Here is a 22415-nt window from a genome sequence, read left to right on the forward strand (position 1 = left end):
GGGGCGAATTTTCCGCCAGCCCCCGGCAGGTGTGAGGGAACGCAGCGAGCGAACCAACGGCACAGCGCCCTCTGGGCACAATGGTGCCGAGCGCTAGCGAGGTGCCAGTGTGAGCAGGGTGACGAAGACGTCGAAGCAACTGTCTGAGAGGCTGGAGATGTGAATCCGTCTACAGCACAGGCGCAAGTGGTCGTTGACGAGCTCGCGCGCGGGGGTGTGCGAGACGTCGTTCTGTGCCCGGGGTCGAGAAACGCGCCCCTGGCATTCGCACTGCAGGCGGCCGATGCGGCAGGCCGACTTCGCCTGCATATGCGCATCGACGAGCGAACCGCGGGCTTCCTGGCCATCGGACTCGCCATCGCCAGTCGACTGCCGGTGCCGGTCGTGATGACCTCGGGGACCGCCGTCGCCAATCTCGGTCCCGCCGTGCTGGAGGCGAACTACGCCCGCGTACCGCTGGTGGTGCTGAGCGCCAACCGGCCCTACGAGATGCTCGGTTCCGGCGCCAATCAGACCGTCGAACAGTTCGGGCTGTTCGGTAGCCAGGTCCGTGCCTCGATCAGCCTCGGACTCGCCGAGGAAGAGCCGGACACCGATGGCGGCGTGCCCTACGGCCAGCAGAACAGTCAATGGCGTTCGGCCGTCTGCCGGGTACTCGCGGCGGCCCGTGGCACCCGTTCCGGCAATGCCGGGCCGGTGCATTTCGATATTCCACTGCGCGAGCCGCTGGTGCCGGATCACACGCCGGACGAGTGGGCGCCTCAGGGCCGCCCCGGCGGCGAGGCGTGGACGTGCACCCGGTACGCGACGCTCGATGTGCCGCTCGACCTCGACCTGACGCCCGATACGGTCGTCATCTCCGGCCACGGCGCAGGCTTGCGGCCGGAACTGGCCGAGCTGCCGACAGTGGCCGAACCCACCGCCCCGATGCACGGTCCGGCCCTGCATCCGCTGGCCCTGCCGCTGCTGAAGCCGCGGCAGGCGATCATCACCGGGCGGCCGACGCTGCATCGCCAGGTCGCGAGGGTGCTCGCGGATCCGGCCGTGACCGTATACGCGCTCACCACCGGTCCGCGCTGGCCCGATGTCTCCGGCAATGTGGTCGGCACCGGAACCCGGGCGGTTACCACCGGTGCTCCGAGTGCGGACTGGCTCGCGTCCTGCCGCGAACTCGATGCGAAGGCCGTTCAGGTCGTTCGCGCCGAACTGGCCAACCACCCGAAGCCGACCGGACTGCACGTCGCCGCAGTGGTGATGGACGCGTTGCGCGAGGGCGATCAGCTGCTGCTCGGGGCGTCCAATCCGGTGCGTGACGCGGCCCTGGTCTCGCCGCCGCGGCCGGGTGTCCGAGTGCTGTCCAATCGTGGCGTGGCCGGTATCGACGGCACCGTTTCCACGGCCGTCGGCGCGGCACTGCACCACACCGGCCGCACCATCGCGCTGATCGGTGACCTCACCTTCCTGCACGACGCCTCCGGACTGCTCATCGGCCGCGGTGAACCCCGCCCCGCCGATCTGACCATCGTGGTCGCCAACGACGACGGTGGCGGCATCTTCGAACTCCTGGAACAGGGCGATCCGCAGTACGCCGGTGTTTTCGAGCGCGTCTTCGGTACGCCGCACGGAATGGATTTGGCCGCGTTGTGTGCCGCCTACCGGATTCCGCACAGGCAGGTCGATACCGAGCAGTTGGCGGTCGAGTTGGCCGGGCACGCGCACGGGTTGCGGGTGCTCGAAGTCGCGACCGAGCGTTCCAGTCTGCGCGAGTTGCACGCGACGGTGCGGGCCAAGATCGCGCCGTAAGCCGACGGGCCGATCAGTATTCCGGCTCGGAATCGCGATCGTCGTCGAGCGGCACCGGGATCGACTGTTCCACGACATCGGCCGGATTGGCATCGAAGGCATCTCGATCGACCGCTGCCGCGAGCTCGCGGTCGGAGCTGTCGTCGGTGTCATCGACGATCTCAGGATAGGCAGGGACGTTCTGCTCGATGTAGTCGGCTTCCGAAACCGCGTCGACGGTGCGGGACGTGCTTGGATCGGTCATCGTTCATTCCTCTCCGCGCGTGCTTTTCGGCTGGGTACCCGATGCTCTGCCGAGCGAACTCCAGGTGCTGCGGGAATCACAGCGCAGGCGGACAACTAGTCCAACACTGTTGAGAATGCACCTAGTCCGGCCGCGCGGCAACCCACCTGCTACTCGCCGTCGACCGGACCCGAACCATTCGCCGGGAATTCGACGAGCGCCAATGTGCGCCCCGCCATGAACCGCGCCGTACGCACCGCGACGCCCGTTCGCGTCACTTCGCTGACCTCGACCACGCCACGCGCGATGCGCACCTCGACCTTGCGCCCGGCCCGCGTCGCGACCACTTCATAACTGCGAGACCCGTCGCCGAAATCGACGACGATCTCCACCCGATCGCCCTTCATCTACCAATTCTCCGCTTTTCCAGCACTTTTCGCCGCTACGACTTGGTTGCGATGAATTGCGACGGTGCGCGCCGTATCAATCGTTGACGTCCGTTGCCGAGGAGGCCCCGATGCACCCGAATTTCGATTTCGAACCGGCCGCCGCCGCCACGGAGGCGGTGGCCGGCGCCATTGCCGACGATCAGCTCAGCGCGTCGACACCCTGCACCGATACCAGCGTGCGCGACCTGCTCGCGCACGTCATCGGACTCACCGAGGCCTTCCGGCAGGCCGCGACCAAGGAAGCGGTCGGCCGGTCGGTCCCGCCCGCCGTCGGCCCGGACGGCGCCATGCCCGCCGACTGGCGTTACCGCATTCCGGCTCAGCTGAAGGCACTCGTCGCGGCCTGGCGCGAACCGGCGGCCTGGGACGGCGAGACCGAAGCGGGCGGGGTATCCGCCCCGGCGGTCGTCATGGCCACGATCGCGCTGGACGAAATCGTTGTCCACAGTTGGGATCTCGCTCGCGCTACCGATCAGCAACTGGCAGTCGACCCGGTGCACCTGACCGTCCTGCTCGAATCATCTGATCTTGTTCATGACTTCGTGAAGATGCCTGCCGAGGCGGCCCGGGTGGCGGCTGCGGCGGCGGTGCGGGCGGCTGTGTCGTCGATCGGGTCGCCGCTGGCGAGGAGGCGGTAGTAGAGGGGGGCTGAGACGGCGGTCAGGACGGCGCGGGCGTCGGTGTTCTCGGGGATTTCGCCGCGTGTGATGGCGGCGTCGATGCAGGGGGTCCATTCGGTGAGGCGGATGTCGTAAAAGCGGCGTAGGGCGGCCGCGGCGGTTTCGTCGCAGGTGGCCGCGGCGATGACGGCCTGGAAGAGCTTGCCTTGGCGGGGATCGGTGAGGGTTTCGGCGACCAGGCGGGCGTTGGCGGTGAGATCGCCGAGTAGGGAGCCGGTATCCGCGTGCGGCAGCGATTGTTCGGCCATTTCGACGAGCAGGTCGGCGACGAGTCCGGTGGAGTTGCGCCAGCGGCGGTAGGCCGTGGTCTTGCCGACCTCGGCGCGCGCAGCGACTTCGGTCAGATCCAGGTGTGCGAAACCGCGCTCGGCGAGTAGATCACCCGCTGCCTGCAGCACGGCCTCGCGAACGCGCGCGGTGCGTCCACCGGGGCGAACCGAGCCGGGGGCGGCATTGTCAGACTCCATAAAGGAACTCCAGTTTCATTTGTGACCTGACGGGTGTATGGTTCGAATCGTTAACGGAACTATAGACCCTTTAGGAGTCATCATGGAGTACCGGCGGCTCGGCGCCTCAGGTTTGCTCGTCCCGGCGCTGAGTTTCGGCGCGGGCACCTTCGGCGGGCGGGGCGAACTGTTCAGCGCGTGGGGCGATACCGATGCGGAGCAGGCGCGCCGACTGGTCGATATCAGCCTGGACGCGGGCGTCACCATGTTCGATACCGCCGACGTCTATTCCGACGGCGCCTCCGAGGAAGTGCTCGGTGCGGCCATCAAGGGCAGGCGTCACCAACTGCTGCTGTCCACCAAGGCGAGCCTGCCGACCGGTCCCGGCCCATTCGATGCGGGTTCCGGCCGTTCGCGCCTGATCAAGGCGGTCGAGGGTGCGCTGCGCAGACTCGGCACGGACTACATCGACCTGTTCCAACTGCACGCCTTCGACGCGCACACTCCGGTCGAGGAAGTCCTTGCGGCACTGGACGATCTGGTGCGCGCGGGCAAGATCCGCTACCTCGGCGCCTCCAACTTCGCCGGCTGGCAGCTGATGAAATCCCTTGCCGCGGCGGACCGGCACGGCCTGACCCGCTACGTCGCCCACCAGGTCTACTACTCGCTCGTCGGCCGCGACTACGAATGGGAGCTCATGCCGCTCGGCTTGGATCAGGGTGTCGGCGCGGTGGTGTGGAGTCCGCTCGGCTGGGGCCGGTTGACCGGGAAAATCCGCCGCGGCCAACCACTTCCGGAGGGCAGCCGTCTGCATCGGACCGCCGAGGCAGGTCCACCGGTCGATGACGACAAGCTCTACGACGTGGTCGACGTCCTCGACGAACTCGCCGCGGAGACCGGTAAGACCGTCCCGCAGATCGCCCTCAACTGGCTGCTGCGCCGGCCAACGGTGTCGACCGTCATCGTCGGCGCACGCAATGCGGAGCAGCTGCGCCAGAACCTCGGCGCAGTCGGCTGGGAACTCGATGCCGAGCAGATCGCGCGCCTCGACAAGGCAGGCGCGACTACCCCGGCGTACCCCTACTACCCGTACTACCGGCTGCCGGACTTTGCGCGGCTGAGTGCTCCTGCGGTGTGAGGGGCATCAGCCACAGCGCCCACTTCTCCTCAGAACCCGCGGGATCGGGCGCTGAGGCAACCACCCTCAGTACACGTCGCGAACGTATCGCTTCTCGGCAACCAACTGCTTCCGGAACGCCAGCGCCCCGTCCTCATCGAGTTTGCCGTGGATCCTGGCAATGGCCAGCAGGGTGTGATCGACATCCTTGGCCATGCGCGCCGCATCACCGCACACATAGAAGTGCGCGCCGTCGCGCAGCCAGGACCACAGCTCGGCGCCGTGCTCGATCATCCGGTGCTGCACGTAGATCCGCTCGCGCTGGTCGCGGGAGAAGGCCAGATCGAGTCGGGTGAGGAAGCCCGAGCGGAACATATCCTCCAATTCCGCTCGGTAGTAGAAATTCTGGGCGGCATGCTGATCGCCGAAGAACAACCAGTTGCGGCCACTGCAGCCGAGGGCACGGCGTTCCTGCAGGAAGCCGCGGAAGGGCGCGATGCCGGTGCCGGGGCCGACCATGATCATCGGTGCGGTCGGATCGAGCGGCGGCCGGAAGTGCGGGGCGCGCTGCAGGAAGATCGGCACCGCGGATTCGGCGGCGTCGGCGCGGTCGGCGAGGAAGGTCGAGCACACCCCACCGCGCCGCGCGACGGATCCGGTCGCGGCCGGATCGCCGTACCGGACGACACCCACGGTGAGCTGCACCTCGTCGGGACTGACCAGCGGACTCGACGAAATCGAATACTGGCGCGGCTGCAGCTTTTTCAGCGTGCCGAGCCATTCCACGAGATCGGCGCGCACCGGGAAATCGCGCAGCACGTCGACCGCCTGCCGGGCCCACAGGTAGTTGTCGAGTTCATTGCGATTATCGCGGCGCAGCAGTTTCGCCAGCCGGTTGTTCGGATTGCGTTCGGCGATGAAGGTGAGCAGATCGTGGCTGACCTTCGTGACGTCGAAGCGGGTCCGCAGCGCCTGGGCCAACGACAATTCCTGGTTGTCGAGTTCGATGATCCGACGGCCGTCCAAACCGGTCGCCCCGAGCCATTCGGCCACCATCGACTCGGCGTTCGTAGGCCAAACCCCGAGCGAATCGCCGACCTCGTAATTCGCTTTCAGTCCGCGCAGATCGAAGCCGAACTGGCGCACTTCCTTCGGCGATCCGGCATGCGACAGCGGCTCATTGCGCACCAGTGGTGCGGTCACCGGGGCGTTGCGGGTGAACGACGCCGGTCCGGCGGTCTGGGTCCCGACGGCCGGTGCGGTGCGGGTCAGCACCATCGTGCCGCCGGAGGACCGCTCGGGCATCCGAGTTCCGCCGGGACCGGAAGGACTCGTCTCGGGCGCACCGCCGTCCAGCACGGCGAGCACCTCGTCGAGCCAGCGCGCCGCCGTTTCCTCGTAATCGGGCTCGCTGTCGACGCGTGCGAGCAGACGGGTGGCCCCGCGTTCGGTCAGTTTCGCGTCCAGTTTGCGACCGTGGCCGCAGAAGTCGTCATAGGAGGAGTCGCCGAGTGCGAATACCGCGTACCGCATGCCGGTCAATCGGATCACGCTGTCGTCCAGGCGTTCCCAGAAGTCGGTGCCGTTATCCGGCGGTCCGCCGTCGCCGAAGGTGCTGCTGATCACCAGCACATCGCCGGTGAGTTCGTGGAGTTCGCACGAGTCCATATCGAGCAGCCGCGGCGCGAAACCGGATTCGGCCAGGCGGGCGGCCGTCGTCGCCGCGAACTCTTCGGCGGTGCCGGTCTGTGAGGCCCACAGCACGGTGACCGGCCGGGTCCGTTCGTCGGGAACATCATCGGTGGACGCGGATTCTGTTGCCGCGCTTCGCGAATACATACCGGCCAGCATTCCGTCGATCCACAGCCGACTGTTCTTGGCCAGCGGCGCGGATTCGGGCAGCACCGGCTGACCGGTCACCGGAAGGGATTGCAGCGCCGAGAGATATCCGGCGAGATAGATCCGTTCGGTGTCACTGAGCGTCGGCGCTGTGCCCGCGTCGAGCCCCAGCATGACCGCCAGCGGGTGCGAGTCATGGGTCGCGGCGCTTTCCGGCACTCCCGCCGAAGGGCTTTCGACAGCTTTCGGCATCACCGCGACTCGCCGCAACGACACCGCGCACGCCTTGAATTCGGGCTGCAACGAGTCCGGATCCACCGCGTCATTGGTCACGGCGTTGATCGTCAGATATTCGCCCTGCTCGTCATTCCAATGGAACGGCGCGAAGCAAACACCGGGCCGCACTCGGTCGCTGATCTGCACCGGCAGCACCGCTCGACCGCGTCGGGAGGCGATTTCGAGCTGGTCACCGGCCTCGACCCCGAGCCGCTCGGCATCCTCGGGATGCACCTCGACGAACGGCCGGCCGGTCAATTTGGTCAGCTTGTCGATCTTGCCGGTCTTGGTCATGGTGTGCCACTGATGCTGCAGGCGGCCGGTATTCAGCATGAACGGGTAGTCGTCGTCGGGCATTTCCGCCGGCGCCAGATGCGGACGCGGCCAGAACACCGCGCGACGGCTCGGCGTCGCGAAGGCCAACCGGGGCTGGCGCCCGGCATGGTCGACGAAAAATTCCTGGCTGACACCGTCATTGCGGTAGCGGATCGGGTTGCGCGCGCGCTCGGGCTCGGCGCACGGCCACTGCATCGGTCCCTCGCGCAACCGCTCGTAGCTCATGCCACGCAGGTCGTATCCAGTGGCCGGATTGGCGAACTGCTTGATCTCGTCGAAAACCTCGGCACTGGAGGCGTATTCGAAACCCGCGAAGCCCATTGCGGTGGCGACCTGCGCGATCAGCAACCAGTCCGGACGGGCGTCGCCGATCGGATCCACCGAGCGCTGCAGCAATGTGACATTGCGCTCCGAATTCACCATCACCGCATCGGCTTCGGCCCACAGCGTGGCGGGCAGCAGTATGTCGGCGTAGGAGTTGGTGGCCGTATCGGTGTAGGCGTCCTGCACGATGACCAGCTCGGCCGCCTCCAGGCCGCCGATCACCGTCTTCCGATTGGCTACGGTGGCAACGGGATTGGTGCAGATGATCCAGGCCGCCTTGATCTGCCCCTCCGACAGCTCGCGGAACATCTCGATCGTGCCCGGTCCGGTTTCGGTGCGCAGCGTGCCCGGCTCGACGCCCCACGCGGTCTCCACGAAGCTGCGGTCGGTGGGGGAGAGCAGACTGCGCTGCCCGGGCAGACCCGGACCCATATAACCCATTTCGCGCCCGCCCATGGCATTCGGCTGACCGGTCAGCGAGAACGGTCCGCTGCCAGGACGACAAATAGCCCCGGTGGCCAGGTGCAGGTTGCAGAGCGCGTTGGTGTTCCAGGTGCCGTGGGTCGACTGGTTGAGTCCCATGGTCCACAACGACATCCATTCACCGGCTTCGCCGATCCAGCGCGCTGCAGTTCGGATATCGTCCTCGGCCAGCCCGGTGATCGCGGCGACCTGGTCCGGCGGGTAGTCGGCGAGGAATTCGGGCATCGCCGCCCACCCCTCGGTGTGCTCGGCGATGAATTCCGCATCAATAGCACCGTTTTCGACGAGCAGGTGCAGTAGCCCGTTCAGCAGGGCGAGATCGGTACCCGGCGCGATCTGCAGGAACAGATCGGCCCGCGCCGCGGTATCGGTGCGCCGCGGATCCACCACGATCAGCTTCGCCCCCGCCTTGACCCGGTCGATCATGCGCAGATAGAGGATCGGATGGCAGTCGGCCATATTCGCGCCGGTCACGAAGAACAGATCGGCGTGTTCGAAGTCGTCGTAGGAGCCGGGCGGCCCGTCCGCGCCGAGCGACTGCTTGTAGCCGGTCCCGGCGCTGGCCATGCACAGCCGGGAATTGGCCTCGATGTGTTTGGTCCGCAGATACCCCTTGGCCAACTTGGTGGCCAGGTACTGCGCCTCGAGCGACATCTGCCCGGAGACGTAAAGCGCGATAGCGTCCGGTCCGTGTTCGTCCAGGATCGCCCGCAGCCGGGTGGCCACCTCGTGCACCGCCTCGTCGACGGGCACCGGCACGGGCACCTGACCCCGCTCGGGCCGCCGGTACGCGGTCTCCATCCGCCCCGGCGCCGCCATCAACTCCTGGTGGGTCGCGCCCTTGGTGCACAGCCGGCCCGCATTGGTCGGATGCAGTTTGTCACCGCGGACCTTGGCGATGACCGGCGCACCGTCCGCGCCCGCGCGAGTCTCGACGACGATGCCGCAGCCGACGCCGCAGTACGAGCACGCCGTTCTGGCGGTGCTCGCGCGATCGGTGCCTGCGTCGGTCATGCCACCGATCATGCGCACCGCCGATTGCCGCCGATTTACCCAACGTTATCGACAGATAACAATTAACCTCACCGCAGCAAATTTCCCCCGTGAGGTGTGGCGTACGCCACGAAAATGTGCCGCGACCAGGAGCTCCGTCCGATTTGCCGGTCAGCCCAATTTGTAAGCGCGGTGTAGTGCGACGATGCCGCCGGTCAGATTGCGCCATTTCACCGACGACCAGCCCGCATCCGCGATCCGCAGCGCCAACTGCCGCTGATTCGGCCAGGCTCGGATGGATTCGGCGAGGTAGACGTAGGCATCCGGATTACTGCTCACCGCCACCGCGACCTTCGGCAGCGCCTTCATCAGGTACTCCAGATAGATGGTGCTGAAGATCGGCACGATCGGCGTGGAGAACTCGCAGATCACCATCCGCCCGCCCGGTTTGGTGACCCGCAGCATCTCGCGCAGCGCGGCATCGGTCTCGGAGATATTGCGCAGGCCGTAGGAGATGGTCACCGCGTCGAACGAATCGTCGGCGAAGGGCAGTGCGGTCGCATCGGCGGCCACCATCGGCACGTTGCGGAATTTGCCCGCGGCGAGCATGCCCTGGGAGAAGTCGGCCGCCAGGCACCAGGCACCGGATTTCGCCAGGTCCAGCGTCGAAATGCCGGTGCCCGCGGCGAGGTCGAGCACGCGCTCACCCGGCCGCGGCGCCACTGCCTTGCGCACCGCCCAGCGCCAATATCGGTCCTGCCCCAAGGAGATGACGGTGTTGGTCAGGTCGTACCGCTTCGCGACCCCGTCGAACATCGACGCGACCTCGTGCGGCTGCTTGTCCAGCGAAGCCCGAACCGGTTCCCGCTGCTCTGTTTTCGCCACGCCCCCGAACCTACCGCGCGTAGCACATGCTGAGCGAGACTCCCGCGCCGAACTGGCCCAGACAATTCGCGTCGCCATCGGACGCGCCGGTCTTTTCCATGGTCACACCCCCGTAATCGGCATCGGAGGTCGCGGAACTCACAAACGAGTTACGCCGTGTGCGGCAACTGGGTCCGAATCCCCGTGACGTCGGCGTAGTGGCCCATCAGTTCGGTGCAGATGGCGGGCCAGGTCCGGTGCAGCACCGACTTGCGAGCGGCCGCGGCGAATCGCGCCCGCAGTACCGGATCACGAAGCGCCGCAACCGCACTGGGCAGGAGCTCGGTGAAGCGATCCACCGGCAGTAGATAGCCGTTGCGGCAGTGCGCGATCAGATCGCGCGGTCCGCCCGCATCCGGCCCGATCACCGGAACGCCGGCGGCCAGCGCCTCCTGGACCCCCTGACAGAAAGTCTCGTGCTCACCCGCGTGCACCATCACATCCAGGCTCGCATACGCCTGCGCCAGCTCGTCGCCGCCGAGCTCACCGGTGAAGATCGCGGTGGGCATCATCCGAGCCAGCCGAGCCCGCTCCGGTCCGTCCCCGACGATCACCAGCTGGATCGCCGGATCGCTCGCCAGCACCGCCAGCCGCTCCACATGCTTCTCCGGGGCCAGCCTCCCGACAAACCCAACCAGCAGCTTGTCCTGCCCACGCGACCAGGACGCCCGCAGCTCCGGTCGCTTCGCCGAGGGTGTGAACCGGCCGATATCGACACCGCGACCCCAGCGGTGCACCCGGGGGACGCCGTGCCGCCCCAGATCCTCTACCGCCGCGCGCGACGGTGCCAGCGTCCGTGTCGCGCCCTCGTGAATCCGTCGCGTCCAGGCCCAGGCCGCCCGACTGGCCAGCCCCAGCCCGTAACTCTTCGCGAACCCGGCCACATCGGTCTGATAGATCGCGACCGTCGGCAGATCCAACCGCATCGCCGCACCGAGACCACCCGCGCCGAGCAGGAAGGGCGAAGCCAGATGCACCACATCGGCATCGAATTCATCGATCGCGGCGGTGATCCCGGGCTGCGGGAGGCCCACCGGCAGCGAGCTGACCTTCGGCACCATCACCGCTGGTACCAGATGTACCGGGAATCTTTTGTAGACCCATGGCGCGGCGGGCAGCCCGTGCGGCGTATCCGGCGCGATCACCAGCGCCTCGTGCCCGTGCTGGTCCAGGTGGTCCAGCACCCGGAGCACGGAATTGACGACGCCGTTCATATTCGGCAGGAACGACTCCGAAACGATGGCTACTCGCACCATCCCAGGTTGACCCGTGCAACGCGCCACGCCGTCACGTCGAAATGACCGATACGCAAAGATCCGGCGAACTGTCGGGGCTGCTTGCCTCAGGCCGCGCCGGCGGCCGCGCGGGATCCGTTCACCGGGCCAGGCGTACGGCGCTGTGCTCGCAGCAGCAGCCACATCGTGGGCAGCGCGACCGCCCACACCACCAGGATCACCGACAGCGCGGGCTGAATCGCGACCCGCACGTCACGTCCGGCCACCCGGACCAGATCCGGATCCTTGCGGCTGTACTCCACATTGATCCGCTCACCCGCGGTGAGGTTGGTCGGATAGAGCACCCCGACCTTCGGATTGTGCGTCTTCCCGTCCGGTGTGACATAGATGACCGCCGAACGCAGCCGCCCGGCCGAGAGCACCTCGGCGGAGGTCACACCCTTGTCGGAGCTGATCAGATAGTCGTTGCGCCAGGCGGCCAGCACCAGCAGCACGACGAGGGCGCTGAGGAAGACGGCCGCCGTCAGCACCCCGATCCTGGCCCGCCGCAGGCGGTTCGAACGCCTTTCAGACTGGCTGGTTTCCGACACCACAACAGGCTACTTGCCGCCTCCGATACCGTTTGCGGCCATGTCCCGAAAATTCAGCTTCACCGTGCCCTACGCCGTCCCGGTCGAAGATCTTCACCGGGCACTCACCACCGATGACGTCTGGCAGTCCCGGTTCGCCGGTGCGCAGACCGCCACACTCGATCTCTCGCATCCGCAGGGCACGGGCACAATCCGCATACATATGACCGAAAAGGCAAGCGATGACAAGGTTCCCGGCATCGTGAGCAAGGTACTCAAGAGCGAACTGGTGCTCTCGCGCACCGACAACTGGCAGGCATTGGACGGCGAAATCGCCAAGGGCACCTTCGAGGGCGCCACCGGCGGCATCAGCAGCGAAATGTCGGGCACCTATGAACTGCGACCGACCGTCGAGGGGTCCGAGATCGAGGTCGTCGGCACCGTGCGGGTCAAGGTGCCGCTGGTCGGCGGTGCCATCGAACCGCTGGCCGAACAGCTGCATCATCGGGTGCTCGAAAGCGAGCGCAAACATATCGAGAAGTGGGTCGCCGCGCAGGCGAGCGCCTGACCCGTTCCGAACGCCCCGGCGAAAGCCGGGGCGTGCCGGGCTCATCGGCTAGGCGAAGTCCTCCGGGCTGAATTCCTTGGGCTCCACCAGCACCAGCCAGTTGCCGGAATTGTCCCGGATGATCGCCTCCGTGCCATAGGGCCGTTCGGCGGGCGGCTGGATGAACTCCACGCCCTTGGCGGTCAATTCCTCGAAAGTCTTCTGGCAGTCGTCGGTCTTCAGGCCGAGCGCGCCGTTGGTGCCGTTGGCCAGGGCCCGGCGGATGGCGTCGGCGAGATTGTCATCCAGTGGCGGTCCCGGAATCATCAGGGTGATTTCGAGTTCGGGATGATCGGGATGTGCCACGCTGACCCAGCGGAATCCGTTGTCGCCCATCGTCACATCGCTGGTCTCGACGAACCCCAGCTTTTCGGTGTACCACTGCTTGGCCGCGTCCTGGTCGGTGACGTACACGGTGACCAGCGAGACATTCGTAATCGTCATGCCCAAAGGCTAGGAAGCGCGTCGACCTGGGCGCTTCTCCGAAATTGCTGAGTTGTGCGAACCGCTGAGCACTCAGCCCCGCGGCTTGCGATCCGACAGCCCGTGCATGAACACATAACAGCCGGGAATCCGTGGCGCGCCGTCCGCGAATTTGGCCTGGTACTCCGACGGCGTCACCCCGACCAATTGCCGGAACTTACTGCTGAACGACCCGAGACTGCTGTACCCGACCAGCATGCAGACCTCGGTCACGGTGAGGTTGGTGGCCCGCAGATAGTCCTGTGCCCGCTCGATTCGACGCTGCGCCAGATACGCCGCGGGCGTCACGCCGTATACGGCCGCGAACGCGCGCAGGAAGTGATACTTCGAAACCCCTGCGGCGGCTGCCAATTCGTCCAGATTCAACGGCTCGGCATAGTTCCGGTCCGCAAGATCCCGCGCCCGCCGCAGATGCGGAAGTAGGTAGAGCGCGGGTAATCCGGTCATCTCAGGTGAAGGGTGCGAGTTCGTCGAAGCGGTAGGAGGCCCGGCCCGCGGCCCGCCAGGCCCTGGCCGTGAGATCCAGATCCTCGTCGGTGACCAGATTGCCCATCACCCGAACCGCGGTGCGCTGCAGATACTTCGACCGCATCACCGGCGGGCCGCCCATCGGCACCATCCTGGGGTGGGTCGCCAGACCGGCGATCCGTCGCGCCACGGAGAACGTCCGACCGTAGCGGGTACGCAAGAGCTCCGGCCACACCTTCGTGAGATCCGGTTCGTCCAGCAGTTCGGCGAGCATGTGCCCGCCCTCCAGTCCGTAATCGATGCCCTCGCCGTTGAGCGGATTCACACAGCCCGCGGCATCGCCGATCAACACCCAATTGCGCCCCGCGACATTCGACACCGCCCCACCCATCGGCAGCAGCGCGGACGCGACCGCCCGCAGCGAACCCTCGAACTGCCACTCCTCGCGGCGCAACGAGGTGTAGTGCTCCAGCAGCGGTTTCAGCGCGATATGCGAGGGCCGCTGCTCGGTGGCCAGCGAGCCGACGCCGATATTCACCTCGCCATTGCCCAGCGGGAAGACCCAGCCGTAGCCGGGCACCAAGTCTCCGTCGGCGTTGCGCAGTTCCAGATGCGAAGTGATCCACTGGTCGTCGCTGCGCGCGGACTTGATGTAGGCGCGGGCCGCGGTGCCGTAGGCGTACTGCCGATGCCAGGTTCGCCCGAGCAGTTTGCCGATCGGGGAGCGGACGCCGTCGGCGACGACGAGCGTCTTGCATCCGATCGAACGGGTGCCCTCCGCCGTCTTCACCGTCACACCCGTGACGCGAACACCCTCCCGGATGACATCGATCACTTTCGTGCCATCCAGCATCCTGGCCCCGGACTTCACAGCTGTCTCACGCAGCTTGTCGTCGAGTTCGGTTCGGGGAACGGCACTTCCATACGTTGGGAAGGAACCGCCCGGCCACGGCAGCAGCGCCTCGCGGCCGAAACCCGTCAGCCGCAGGCCGTGGTTCACGGTGTGCGCGCGCAGCCAGTCGCCGAGCCCGAGGTGCTCCAATTCGGCGGTCGCGCGCGGGGTGAGTCCATCGCCGCAGGTCTTGTCACGTGGGAAGACGGCGGAATCGATGAGCAGGACATCGCGACCGGCCCGCGCGGCCCAGGCGGCGGCGGCCGATCCGGCCGGCCCGGCACCGACCACGAGCACTTCGGTCTGTGTGGGAATCGCGCTCTGCGTCTCCCCGTCCCCGCCGGCGGGGGTGACATCCGGTGAACCCATGCGCTCAATACTCGCAGCAGCATTCGGTTCGTGTCGATGGAGCCTGCCCGTGGCACAGACCATGCGATCGATGAGGTCGGAAAACGATATGGAAAAGTGTCTGATACACCGCAGAGTGACGGTGTTCATGGGCCGCGCGGCGGGGACACGCTAGGTTCTCTACCGTGGGGTCGGACGCATCGCTGGGAGAAGAGATGAGCACATCGGCTGTGAGTGATGAGAGCACGGTGGTGGCCGGAGTCGATCTCGGTGATACCGAGCTCGCGGAGACCGTGCGCAATGGCCTCATCGATGTCGAAAAACTCCTGATCGATGAGCTGTCCGACGGCGAGCTGTTCCTACAGGAGGCGGCGCTGCATCTGGCCAAGGCCGGGGGCAAGCGATTCCGCCCGCTGTTCACCATCCTCACCGGCCAGCTCGGTCCGCGCCCCACCGATCCGGCGCTGATCACTGCGGGCACCGTGGTCGAGTTGGTGCACCTGGCGACGCTGTACCACGACGACGTCATGGACGAGGCCCCGATGCGCCGCGGCGCCCCGAGCGTGAATTCACGCTGGGGCAACAGCATCGCCATCCTCGCCGGCGACTATCTCTTCGCGCACGCGTCACGGCTGACCTCGACCCTCGGTCCCGATGCCGTGCGGATCATTGCCGAAACCTTCGCCGAACTGGTCACCGGCCAGATGCGGGAAACCATGGGCGCCCGCGAATCCCAGGATCCGGTCGAGCATTACCTGCGCGTGGTGTGGGAGAAGACCGGCTCGCTGATCGCCGCCGCCGGACGCTTCGGCGGCACCTTCTCCGGCGCCGATGCCGAACACGTCGAGCGGCTGGCTCGGCTCGGCGATGCGGTCGGCACCGCCTTCCAGATCTCCGACGACATCATCGACATCTCCTCGGCCGCCGAACAATCCGGTAAAACGCCGGGCACCGACCTGCGCGAGGGCGTGCACACCCTGCCGGTGCTGTACGCGCTGCGCGACGAGGGCGCCGAGGGCGACCGCCTGCGCAAACTGCTGGCCCACCCGCTGCAGACCGACGACGAGGTCGAGGAGGCGCTGTCCCTGCTCGCCCACTCCCGCGGCATGGTGCTGGCCAAGGAGAAGCTGCAGAGCTACGCCGATATCGCGCACGCCGAACTCTCCGCACTGCCGTCGGGCCCGGCCAACGACGCCCTGGAGCACCTGGTCCGCTACACCATCGAACGCGTCGGCTAGGTGGCACGGAGCTCACATTTCGATCAGGAACCTTCGCTCGGCCCTCGGCGTTGACCTGGTGTAATCCAATCGGTGAGATCGTGGCAAACGCGATGACTGATTTCGTGAGTACATGGGTATCTCGCCGGGTACGCCCAGAACCCACCAGGCACTCGACGCAGGACCTGTGACCAAGTCTCGCGGCACTGACTTGTACGGCCTGAATACGCGGAGAGGCGGATATGCACGGGTATGCGAATGGGCTGAAGACGTTCGGGCTCATGGTCGGCCTCTCGGCCTTGATCGTGTTCGCCGGGGCGATGTTCCGCAGCCCGATGATTCTCTTCCTGGCGATCCTGCTCGCCGTCGGCATGAATGCCTACGCCTATTTCTACAGCGACAAGATCGCGCTCAAGGCCATGCACGCCCAGCCGGTCAGTGAGCTGGAGGCCCCGGTCGTCTATCGCATCGTGCGCGAGCTCGCGACCACAGCGCGTCAGCCGATGCCGCAGCTCTATATCAGCCCGACCAACGCCCCGAACGCCTTCGCGACCGGACGCAATCCGCGCCACGCCGCGGTCTGCTGTACCAGCGGCATCCTGCAGATCCTCGACGAGCGCGAACTGCGCGCGGTGCTCGGCCACGAGCTATCGCACGTCTACAACCGCGACATCCTGATCTCCTCGATCGCGGGCGCACTGGCCGCGGTCATCTCCGGCCTGGCCAACCTGGCCTTCTTCGCCTCGATGTTCGGCGGCAACCGGAATGGTGACGGCCCCAATATCCTCGGCGTGATCCTGGTGACGCTGCTCGGCCCGATCGCCGCGACCCTGGTCAAGTTGGCGGTCTCCCGCTCCCGCGAATATCAAGCCGACCAATCCGGCGCCGAGCTGACCGGCGATCCGCTCGCCTTGGCTTCGGCGCTGCGCAAGCTGGAGCGCGGCGTACAGGCCGCCCCGCTGCCCCCCGAGCCGCAGCTGACGGCCCAGTCGCATCTGATGATCGCCAACCCGTTCCGGGCCGGTGAGCGTGCGGCACGCCTGTTCTCCACCCACCCCCCGATGGCCGATCGCATCGCCCGTCTCGAGGAAATGGCGGGCGGGCCCCGCAACTACTGATCGGCGGACCCGACGCGCTCAATCGTGTTCGGTCGCGAGTTCCTGTTCGTAGGCCCGTAGCGTCTCGACGAACATCCGCCGCTGCTCGGCATTCAACGGCTCGAGCACCTTCCGCCAGGCCCGCGCACTGCCGCCGAGCCAGGCATTGACCGACTTCTGGTGCGCCGCCGCGATGGCGACGATGGTCCGACGGCGATCCGCCGCATCCGAGCGGCGTTCCAGCACCCCCTGACGGCTCAGATCGCCCACCATCAGACTGACGGTCGTCGGCGCGACTTCCAGCCGCGCGGCCAGCTCGTTCACCGTCATCGGCCCCTCGAACACCAGATTCGCCAGCAGTGACAGATGCCGCGGAGCAAGCGAAAACGATTGCAGCTCTTCGGGAACGCGCATCTTCTTGGCCCGCCCCACCACCCGTGGCATGAGCAGCAGCAGACTCCGAATGCCCTCGTCCACTCCGATGCCACGCGCACTCGCTGACATCCCGCACACCTCCAAATAGCCATTGCTTACAAAATATTTTTGCTTGCAAAGCAAAATCTAATCTCTCTGGCAAGGCTAGTATCGGCGGTCGCCGGTCCGCCCGGCGATCTGGTAGGGCGCAGGACATGGCGGATGCACAGCAGACTTCGGCGGCGGATTTCAATGCGGCGATCATCGAGGAGTTCCGCGCGAACGCGGGGTCGGTCGGCGCGATGTTCGAGGGGGTACCGCTCATCTTGCCGACCACGGTCGGCACGAAAAGCGGACGCGAGCACACGACGCCGGTCGTCTATTACCGAGACGGCGATCGAATACTGATCTTCGGCTCGAACGCCGGCGCCGACACCCATCCGGCGTGGTTTCACAACGTGCAGCGGAATCCGGGCGCCACCGTGGAGATCGGCGAAGCGGCCGGCGTCGAGACATTTCGGGCCACCGCAACAGTGCTGGCGGGCGCCGAGCGTGCAGCGTGAGCACCGTGTGGTCGCCACGGCACTCGCCGAATTGCGACAGTTGCTGAACAGCGCCGACGCGGCCGAGTTGCGCACCGAATTCGACCGTCTCGCAAATGAATTGGAAACCCATTTCAGTTAAGAGGACGAACTCGTGGCAATACTGAATGCGACCGACCCGGCCGCGCTTCGGCACCGATATATGCCCGCAGAAATGAGAAACCCCCGTCGATCATGATGATCGACGGGGGCTTTCGGTGGCAGGTGTAGGATTCGAACCTACGTAGGCTTTCACCGACAGATTTACAGTCTGCTCCCATTGGCCGCTCGGGCAACCTGCCGTCGCGCTTCTCGACGCGCAGAGCAGCTTACAACGAACCTGCACCCTGAATGCAAACCGGCTGGCCATCGGCCATGTGGCGGGACTAGGGTCGCGCTCCGGGGTAGAACTGACGGTGACCGGATCATCTGGTCGCCGGCGACTGCTTGCAGGTCGCTCGAAAGGGTCAGCTGGGACCCGTTGGACCGCCAGGACAGGAGCGAAGTGTGGCCGATTCGTCTTTCGATGTTGTCAGCAAGGTCGACCGTCAGGAGGTCGACAACGCGCTGCATCAGGCGGAGAAGGAGCTGAACACCCGCTACGACTTCCGTGGCACCGGCGCGAGTATCGAATGGTCCGGTGAGGACAAGATCGTGCTCAGTGCCGAGGCCGAGGAGCGGGTCAAGGCGGCGCTCGACGTATTCAAGGAAAAGCTGATTCGCCGCGATATCTCGCTCAAGGCCTTCGATGCCGGCGAGCCCGCGGCCTCCGGCAAGACCTACAAAATCACCGGCACGCTGGTGCAGGGCATCGACGCCGAGCATGCGAAGAAAATTTCCAAGAAGATCCGCGACGAGGGGCCCAAGGGCGTCAAGGCGCAGATCCAGGGTGACGAACTACGCGTCTCCAGTAAGAAGCGCGACGATCTGCAGGCGGTGATCGCATTGCTGAAGGGTGAGGACTTCGGCATCGCGCTGCAGTTCGTCAATTACCGGTAGGAGTCGTGGCGGCCGCCGCGTGTGGCCGCAAAAACCGCTCTGACCACCCGGTTTGGAGGTGCGACCGGTGAGTGTGTAATCTCGTTCAAGACTTCGCCGCGCCGGAGTCCTGAACGTTGGTCACGGTGCGGAGCTAGTCATGCCCCCTTAGCTCAGTCGGCAGAGCGTTTCCATGGTAAGGAAAAGGTCAACGGTTCGATTCCGTTAGGGGGCTCGCCGGATTGCCGGTGGTGACCGACTCGGCATCTCCAAGGTTGGGCGCGGCATCACCAAGCAATGCGACCCCGTGGCGGTGTAGCTCAGTCGGTAGAGCAAACGACTCATAATCGTTGTGTCGCCGGTTCAAGTCCGGCCATCGCTACCAAAAACCGATCAGACCATCTGGTTGACCCGAAAGAAGGAATATCGTGGCCGCGAAGTCCACCGATGTCCGGCCAAAGATCACCTTGGCCTGCGAGCAGTGCAAGCACCGCAACTACATCACCAAGAAGAACCGGCGCAACGACCCGGATCGGCTGGAGCTGAAGAAGTTCTGCCCGAACTGTGGCACCCACCGGGCGCACCGCGAATCCCGCTAGTCCACCACGCGTGCCGCTGCCGCGGTGATTGGCTTCCGGGTCGGTCCCGGATTCTCGGGTCGTGACACTTGCGAGGGCCGGACATATGTCCGGCCCTGACGTGTTTTACGACTCGAGTGCGGTGGGCGTTGCGAGCGAAGCGAGTAACCGATCGACACAGCCGCCAAGCGGGCACGACGGAGCCGAGCGCTAGCGAGGCGTAGTCGTGAACGCTCCGTCGACTCCGGGGCTCGGGGTCAGATAGGTACAGTCCTCCCGTGACAATCAACACCGGTACAGACGAAGCGGTTGCAGCGGACGAAGAACTCGATCCTGCGGCGCACGCCGCGGCGATGGTCGGTCATCATTACCGCGTCGACGACTACTACGAGGTCGGCCGCGAGAAGGTGCGTGAATACGCCCGCGCTGTGCAGGATTACCACCCGGTGCACTGGGATGAAGACGCCGCGCAGGAGTACGGCTACGACAGCCTGCTCGCCCCGGTCACCTTCATCTCCCTGGTCGGAATTCTGGCCCAGCGCAAACTCTTCGAGCAGATCGTCACGGGCTACGACCTGAGCCAGATCATGCAGACCGATCAGATCCTGGAATTCCACCGGCCGATCAAGGTCGGCGACCAGCTGGTCTGCGATGTCTACCTGCACTCGTTCCGGCAGGCCTTCGGCGGCGACATCATCGTCACCAAGAACATCGTCACCGCACAGGACGAGGTGGTGCTCACCACCTACACCACGCTGATCGGGCGCAGCGGCGGCGATATCGATCCGAACCTGCAGGGCGCGGTCCGCAATGTGCTGATGCACGGCATCGGCGAGGACGCGCCGAGCCACCATCCGCGCACCGGTGCCGCCACCGATGCACTCGCGGCGCCTGCGCCCGTGGTGCCTGCGATCGTGCCGAGTAAGCACGCGATCAAATTCGAGGACATCGCCGTCGGCGACGAGCTGCCCCCACGTACCGTCCGGCTGACCCGCGGCGATCTGGTGAACTATGCGGGCGTCTCCGGCGACGCGAATCCGATCCACTGGAGTGACGAGGTCGTCAAGCTGGTCGGCCTGGACAACGTGGTCGCGCACGGCATGCTCACCATGGGCCTCGGCGGCGGTTTCGTCACCTCCTGGCTCGGCGATCCCGGCGCGGTCAAGGAGTACAACGTCCGCTTCACCAGCCCGGTCTACGTCGGCTCCGAGGAGCCTGCGGAGGTCGAGTTCACGGGTAAGGTGAAGTCGGTGGATCCGGAGACCCGGACCGCGGTCGTCGCCATCGTGGCGAAGTCGGCGGGCAGGAAGATCTTCGGACGCGCCACCGCGACGGTCCAACTGGCCTGACCTGGTCGAGCGACCCTGATTGGCATATGCCGCAGGCGGTAACGTACACTCAGATTTCTGGGGTCACCAGCCGCTGCGCGCTGCTCTGCAAGGGCTGGTTCCAGGTGAGTCCGCAGGGATTCGCCGACGGGGCCGGCAACTGCCGGAGTGGCGCGCGTGTTGTGTGACACCAGATGGAAGAACGACAACTGAACACAGAACAGTGGTTGGACAGCTGGATCGTCCAACCGAAGGGGCGTAGCTCAACTGGCAGAGCAGCGGTCTCCAAAACCGCAGGTTGCAGGTTCAAGTCCTGTCGCCCCTGCCCTGGATGCCAGCGACGAAAGGATCGACGTGAGCGAGCGTAGCGAGCGAGCCATTGGCACAGCGCGCATCGCGCACGGCGGCGCCGAGCGTAGCGAGGTGACGGCGTGAGCGACGAGCGGGATAATCGCCACGGTGCGCATGCCGAGGACGACGACACCGCCGCGGTGGCTCGGCCGAGCGGTAAGAGGTCCGCGCGGCGCAGTCGCAATGCCGATTCGGGCTCGGTCGCCACGATCGATCGGCCCGCATCGGGCAAGGCAGCCAAGAAGACCGATCGGGCCGAACGCAAGAAGACGGGTAACCCGTTCAAGCGTTTGATCAAGTTCCTGCGCGAAGTAGTCGCGGAACTGCGCAAGGTGATCTGGCCCAACCGGAAGCAGATGGTCACCTATACGAGCGTTGTTCTGGTGTTCGTGATCTTCATGGTCGCGTTCATCAGCGGGTTGGATCTGGCGTTCATCAAGGGTGTCAACTGGCTGTTCGGCTAGCTGATCGCCGCCGACGCCGGTAGCCGACCCCGAGCCGGCGCGTTACAGCGCGCCAGGCCCGGTACGCAAAGGATGTACGTGACGACACAGGAAGCGAGTGCCCCAGTGAGCACCCCGGAGAACGACACAACCGACGAGTTCCCGGTCGACGAAGCGGTGCAGACCGTCGAGGAGTCCGCGGGCGTCGAGGAAGCTGTTGTCGACGAATCCGACGCCGCTGACGCCGAACTTGTCGAGGCCGCTCCTGTCGATGCCGAACCCGCCGATCCGGTTGCCGAAATGAAGGCCGCGCTGCGGCGCGCCCCCGGCGATTGGTACGTAATCCACTCGTACGCCGGTTACGAGAACAAGGTGAAGGCCAACCTCGAGACCCGCGTGCAGAACCTGGACCTCGAGGATTACATCTTCCAGGTCGAGGTGCCGACCGAAGAGGTCACCGAGATCAAGAACGGTCAGCGCAAGCACGTCAACCGTAAGGTGCTGCCCGGTTACATCCTGGTCCGGATGGAACTCAACGACGAGTCCTGGGGCGCGGTGCGCAACACCCCCGGTGTGACCGGTTTCGTCGGCGCCACCTCGCGGCCGTCGCCGCTTTCCATCGACGACGTGGTGAAGTTCCTGGTCCCGGCCGCGCAGCAGCAGAAGAAGCCCGCTGCCGAGGCCGCCGCCGCGGCTTCGACCGCCACCGATATCGCGCCCAAGCCGGTCATCGAGGTCGACTTCGAGGTCGGCGAGTCGGTGACCGTGATGGACGGCCCGTTCGCGACGCTGCCCGCCAGCATCTCCGAGGTCAATGCCGAGCAGCAGAAGCTCAAGGTGCTCGTGTCGATCTTCGGTCGCGAGACTCCGGTCGAGCTGGCGTTCACCCAGGTCGCGAAGATCTAGGACCCCGAATCTTGCAAAGAGCAAGGA

Annotated in this window: 24 protein-coding genes and 4 tRNA genes; 16 read left to right on the forward strand and 12 right to left on the reverse strand. The window is 66.0% G+C overall.

Features of this window, described 5'->3' with window-relative positions:
* Nucleotides 1–159: 159 nt before the first annotated feature.
* Nucleotides 160–1803, forward strand: a complete 1644-nt coding sequence (gene menD / locus ACFYOW_RS35205; RefSeq protein ID WP_387294375.1) for a 2-succinyl-5-enolpyruvyl-6-hydroxy-3-cyclohexene-1-carboxylic-acid synthase — start codon at nucleotides 160–162, stop codon at nucleotides 1801–1803.
* Between the two features lie 13 nt (nucleotides 1804–1816).
* On the opposite strand, the gene ACFYOW_RS35210 is transcribed toward menD, so the two are convergent.
* Both ACFYOW_RS35210 and ACFYOW_RS35215 read right to left on the reverse strand, forming a co-directional pair.
* Complete coding sequence (locus ACFYOW_RS35210) at nucleotides 1817–2047, reverse strand: hypothetical protein (RefSeq protein ID WP_387294376.1); 231 nt, start codon at nucleotides 2045–2047, stop codon at nucleotides 1817–1819.
* Nucleotides 2048–2196: 149 nt separating this feature from the next.
* A complete protein-coding gene (locus tag ACFYOW_RS35215) occupies nucleotides 2197–2433 on the reverse strand; it encodes a hypothetical protein (protein WP_040696132.1) in 237 nt (78 codons plus the stop codon).
* Nucleotides 2434–2543: 110 nt separating this feature from the next.
* On the opposite strand from ACFYOW_RS35215, the gene ACFYOW_RS35220 reads away from it, so the two are divergent.
* Nucleotides 2544–3113, forward strand: coding sequence for a TIGR03086 family metal-binding protein (locus ACFYOW_RS35220; RefSeq protein ID WP_387294377.1), 570 nt, complete (start codon nucleotides 2544–2546; stop codon nucleotides 3111–3113).
* Here ACFYOW_RS35220 and ACFYOW_RS35225 read toward each other — a convergent pair.
* Nucleotides 3008–3622, reverse strand: coding sequence for a TetR/AcrR family transcriptional regulator C-terminal ligand-binding domain-containing protein (locus tag ACFYOW_RS35225; RefSeq protein ID WP_387294378.1), 615 nt, complete (start codon nucleotides 3620–3622; stop codon nucleotides 3008–3010). The genes ACFYOW_RS35220 and ACFYOW_RS35225 overlap by 106 nt on opposite strands.
* An 82-nt stretch (nucleotides 3623–3704) precedes the next feature.
* Here ACFYOW_RS35225 and ACFYOW_RS35230 point away from each other — a divergent pair, with 82 nt between their 5' ends.
* A complete protein-coding gene (locus tag ACFYOW_RS35230) occupies nucleotides 3705–4739 on the forward strand; it encodes an aldo/keto reductase (protein ID WP_387294379.1) in 1035 nt (344 codons plus the stop codon).
* A gap of 66 nt (nucleotides 4740–4805) precedes the next feature.
* On the opposite strand, the gene ACFYOW_RS35235 is transcribed toward ACFYOW_RS35230, so the two are convergent.
* From ACFYOW_RS35235 to ACFYOW_RS35250, 4 genes are all read right to left on the reverse strand, one after another.
* Nucleotides 4806–8990 (reverse strand): molybdopterin-dependent oxidoreductase, encoded by a 4185-nt coding sequence (locus ACFYOW_RS35235; protein WP_387294380.1) that lies wholly within the window; start codon nucleotides 8988–8990, stop codon nucleotides 4806–4808.
* Nucleotides 8991–9140: 150 nt separating this feature from the next.
* Nucleotides 9141–9854 carry a demethylmenaquinone methyltransferase gene (locus tag ACFYOW_RS35240; RefSeq protein ID WP_387294381.1) on the reverse strand — a complete coding sequence of 238 codons (714 nt, stop codon included), beginning with the start codon at nucleotides 9852–9854 and terminating at the stop codon, nucleotides 9141–9143.
* 149 nt (nucleotides 9855–10003) lie between these two features.
* Entirely contained in the window at nucleotides 10004–11146 is a 1143-nt protein-coding gene (locus ACFYOW_RS35245) for a glycosyltransferase family 4 protein (RefSeq protein WP_387294382.1), read from the reverse strand.
* 89 nt (nucleotides 11147–11235) lie between these two features.
* Nucleotides 11236–11718 (reverse strand): DUF3592 domain-containing protein, encoded by a 483-nt coding sequence (locus ACFYOW_RS35250; RefSeq protein ID WP_063045442.1) that lies wholly within the window; start codon nucleotides 11716–11718, stop codon nucleotides 11236–11238.
* Nucleotides 11719–11758: 40 nt separating this feature from the next.
* Between ACFYOW_RS35250 and ACFYOW_RS35255 the strand changes: the two genes are divergently transcribed.
* Nucleotides 11759–12265 carry a DUF2505 domain-containing protein gene (locus ACFYOW_RS35255; RefSeq protein ID WP_387294383.1) on the forward strand — a complete coding sequence of 169 codons (507 nt, stop codon included), beginning with the start codon at nucleotides 11759–11761 and terminating at the stop codon, nucleotides 12263–12265.
* Between the two features lie 48 nt (nucleotides 12266–12313).
* Here the strand turns inward: ACFYOW_RS35255 and ACFYOW_RS35260 are convergent, their stop codons facing one another.
* The 3 genes from ACFYOW_RS35260 to ACFYOW_RS35270 form a co-directional block, all read right to left on the reverse strand.
* The gene (locus ACFYOW_RS35260; RefSeq protein ID WP_063045424.1) at nucleotides 12314–12748 is read right to left on the reverse strand and encodes a VOC family protein; all 435 of its coding nucleotides are present in this window, start codon (nucleotides 12746–12748) and stop codon (nucleotides 12314–12316) included.
* Between the two features lie 72 nt (nucleotides 12749–12820).
* On the reverse strand, nucleotides 12821–13234 hold the full coding sequence (locus tag ACFYOW_RS35265; RefSeq protein ID WP_364389587.1) for an AraC family transcriptional regulator: 414 nt from the start codon (nucleotides 13232–13234) through the stop codon (nucleotides 12821–12823).
* Between the two features lies 1 nt (nucleotide 13235).
* Nucleotides 13236–14516: a geranylgeranyl reductase family protein gene (locus tag ACFYOW_RS35270; RefSeq protein ID WP_387294384.1), complete on the reverse strand. Its 1281-nt coding sequence runs from the start codon at nucleotides 14514–14516 to the stop codon at nucleotides 13236–13238.
* 194 nt (nucleotides 14517–14710) lie between these two features.
* On the opposite strand from ACFYOW_RS35270, the gene ACFYOW_RS35275 reads away from it, so the two are divergent.
* Together ACFYOW_RS35275 and htpX are read left to right on the forward strand one after the other, a co-directional pair.
* A complete protein-coding gene (locus tag ACFYOW_RS35275; protein WP_387294385.1) occupies nucleotides 14711–15733 on the forward strand; it encodes a polyprenyl synthetase family protein in 1023 nt (340 codons plus the stop codon).
* Between the two features lie 221 nt (nucleotides 15734–15954).
* Nucleotides 15955–16830: a zinc metalloprotease HtpX gene (htpX, locus tag ACFYOW_RS35280; RefSeq protein WP_387294386.1), complete on the forward strand. Its 876-nt coding sequence runs from the start codon at nucleotides 15955–15957 to the stop codon at nucleotides 16828–16830.
* Nucleotides 16831–16848: 18 nt separating this feature from the next.
* Here htpX and ACFYOW_RS35285 read toward each other — a convergent pair whose 3' ends face one another.
* Nucleotides 16849–17313: a MarR family transcriptional regulator gene (locus ACFYOW_RS35285; RefSeq protein ID WP_387294387.1), complete on the reverse strand. Its 465-nt coding sequence runs from the start codon at nucleotides 17311–17313 to the stop codon at nucleotides 16849–16851.
* Between the two features lie 125 nt (nucleotides 17314–17438).
* Between ACFYOW_RS35285 and ACFYOW_RS35290 the strand changes: the two genes are divergently transcribed.
* Together ACFYOW_RS35290 and ACFYOW_RS35295 are read left to right on the forward strand one after the other, a co-directional pair.
* Complete coding sequence (locus ACFYOW_RS35290; protein ID WP_387294388.1) at nucleotides 17439–17786, forward strand: nitroreductase/quinone reductase family protein; 348 nt, start codon at nucleotides 17439–17441, stop codon at nucleotides 17784–17786.
* On the forward strand, nucleotides 17776–17907 hold the full coding sequence (locus ACFYOW_RS35295) for a hypothetical protein (protein ID WP_387294389.1): 132 nt from the start codon (nucleotides 17776–17778) through the stop codon (nucleotides 17905–17907). Before ACFYOW_RS35290 ends, ACFYOW_RS35295 begins: the two co-directional genes overlap by 11 nt.
* 116 nt (nucleotides 17908–18023) lie before the next feature.
* Here ACFYOW_RS35295 and ACFYOW_RS35300 read toward each other — a convergent pair.
* Nucleotides 18024–18106 (reverse strand) — tRNA-Tyr (locus ACFYOW_RS35300).
* Nucleotides 18107–18311: 205 nt separating this feature from the next.
* Between ACFYOW_RS35300 and ACFYOW_RS35305 the strand changes: the two genes are divergently transcribed.
* The 8 genes from ACFYOW_RS35305 (at nucleotide 18312) to nusG (ending at nucleotide 22388) form a co-directional block, all read left to right on the forward strand.
* The gene (locus ACFYOW_RS35305) at nucleotides 18312–18803 is read left to right on the forward strand and encodes a YajQ family cyclic di-GMP-binding protein (RefSeq protein WP_040696024.1); all 492 of its coding nucleotides are present in this window, start codon (nucleotides 18312–18314) and stop codon (nucleotides 18801–18803) included.
* Nucleotides 18804–18944: 141 nt separating this feature from the next.
* Nucleotides 18945–19017 (forward strand) — tRNA-Thr (locus ACFYOW_RS35310).
* A gap of 74 nt (nucleotides 19018–19091) precedes the next feature.
* Nucleotides 19092–19167 (forward strand) — tRNA-Met (locus tag ACFYOW_RS35315).
* Between the two features lie 43 nt (nucleotides 19168–19210).
* Nucleotides 19211–19381: a 50S ribosomal protein L33 gene (rpmG, locus tag ACFYOW_RS35320; RefSeq protein ID WP_011211653.1), complete on the forward strand. Its 171-nt coding sequence runs from the start codon at nucleotides 19211–19213 to the stop codon at nucleotides 19379–19381.
* Between the two features lie 263 nt (nucleotides 19382–19644).
* Nucleotides 19645–20709 (forward strand): fused (3R)-hydroxyacyl-ACP dehydratase subunits HadA/HadB, encoded by a 1065-nt coding sequence (locus ACFYOW_RS35325; protein WP_387294471.1) that lies wholly within the window; start codon nucleotides 19645–19647, stop codon nucleotides 20707–20709.
* A gap of 231 nt (nucleotides 20710–20940) precedes the next feature.
* A tRNA-Trp gene (locus tag ACFYOW_RS35330) sits at nucleotides 20941–21013 on the forward strand.
* 106 nt (nucleotides 21014–21119) lie between these two features.
* Nucleotides 21120–21503 (forward strand): preprotein translocase subunit SecE, encoded by a 384-nt coding sequence (gene secE, locus ACFYOW_RS35335; protein WP_387294390.1) that lies wholly within the window; start codon nucleotides 21120–21122, stop codon nucleotides 21501–21503.
* A gap of 105 nt (nucleotides 21504–21608) precedes the next feature.
* Complete coding sequence (gene nusG / locus ACFYOW_RS35340; protein ID WP_387294472.1) at nucleotides 21609–22388, forward strand: transcription termination/antitermination protein NusG; 780 nt, start codon at nucleotides 21609–21611, stop codon at nucleotides 22386–22388.
* Nucleotides 22389–22415 lie beyond the last annotated feature (27 nt).

Origin of the sequence: Nocardia sp. NPDC006982, assembly GCF_042869435.1 — a bacterium.
Classification (GTDB): domain Bacteria; phylum Actinomycetota; class Actinomycetes; order Mycobacteriales; family Mycobacteriaceae; genus Nocardia.

Coding starts and splice junctions, on each gene's coding strand:
- ACFYOW_RS35215 (WP_040696132.1), bottom strand. CDS start 2,433: ATGAAGGGCGATCGGGTGGAGATCGTCGTCGATTTCGGCGACGGGTCT.
- htpX (WP_387294386.1), top strand. CDS start 15,955: ATGCACGGGTATGCGAATGGGCTGAAGACGTTCGGGCTCATGGTCGGC.
- ACFYOW_RS35290 (WP_387294388.1), top strand. CDS start 17,439: ATGGCGGATGCACAGCAGACTTCGGCGGCGGATTTCAATGCGGCGATC.
- ACFYOW_RS35260 (WP_063045424.1), bottom strand. CDS start 12,748: ATGACGATTACGAATGTCTCGCTGGTCACCGTGTACGTCACCGACCAG.
- ACFYOW_RS35255 (WP_387294383.1), top strand. CDS start 11,759: ATGTCCCGAAAATTCAGCTTCACCGTGCCCTACGCCGTCCCGGTCGAA.
- ACFYOW_RS35235 (WP_387294380.1), bottom strand. CDS start 8,990: ATGACCGACGCAGGCACCGATCGCGCGAGCACCGCCAGAACGGCGTGC.
- ACFYOW_RS35210 (WP_387294376.1), bottom strand. CDS start 2,047: ATGACCGATCCAAGCACGTCCCGCACCGTCGACGCGGTTTCGGAAGCC.
- ACFYOW_RS35285 (WP_387294387.1), bottom strand. CDS start 17,313: ATGTCAGCGAGTGCGCGTGGCATCGGAGTGGACGAGGGCATTCGGAGT.
- ACFYOW_RS35275 (WP_387294385.1), top strand. CDS start 14,711: ATGAGCACATCGGCTGTGAGTGATGAGAGCACGGTGGTGGCCGGAGTC.
- ACFYOW_RS35265 (WP_364389587.1), bottom strand. CDS start 13,234: ATGACCGGATTACCCGCGCTCTACCTACTTCCGCATCTGCGGCGGGCG.
- ACFYOW_RS35270 (WP_387294384.1), bottom strand. CDS start 14,516: ATGGGTTCACCGGATGTCACCCCCGCCGGCGGGGACGGGGAGACGCAG.
- ACFYOW_RS35225 (WP_387294378.1), bottom strand. CDS start 3,622: ATGGAGTCTGACAATGCCGCCCCCGGCTCGGTTCGCCCCGGTGGACGC.
- ACFYOW_RS35220 (WP_387294377.1), top strand. CDS start 2,544: ATGCACCCGAATTTCGATTTCGAACCGGCCGCCGCCGCCACGGAGGCG.
- ACFYOW_RS35230 (WP_387294379.1), top strand. CDS start 3,705: ATGGAGTACCGGCGGCTCGGCGCCTCAGGTTTGCTCGTCCCGGCGCTG.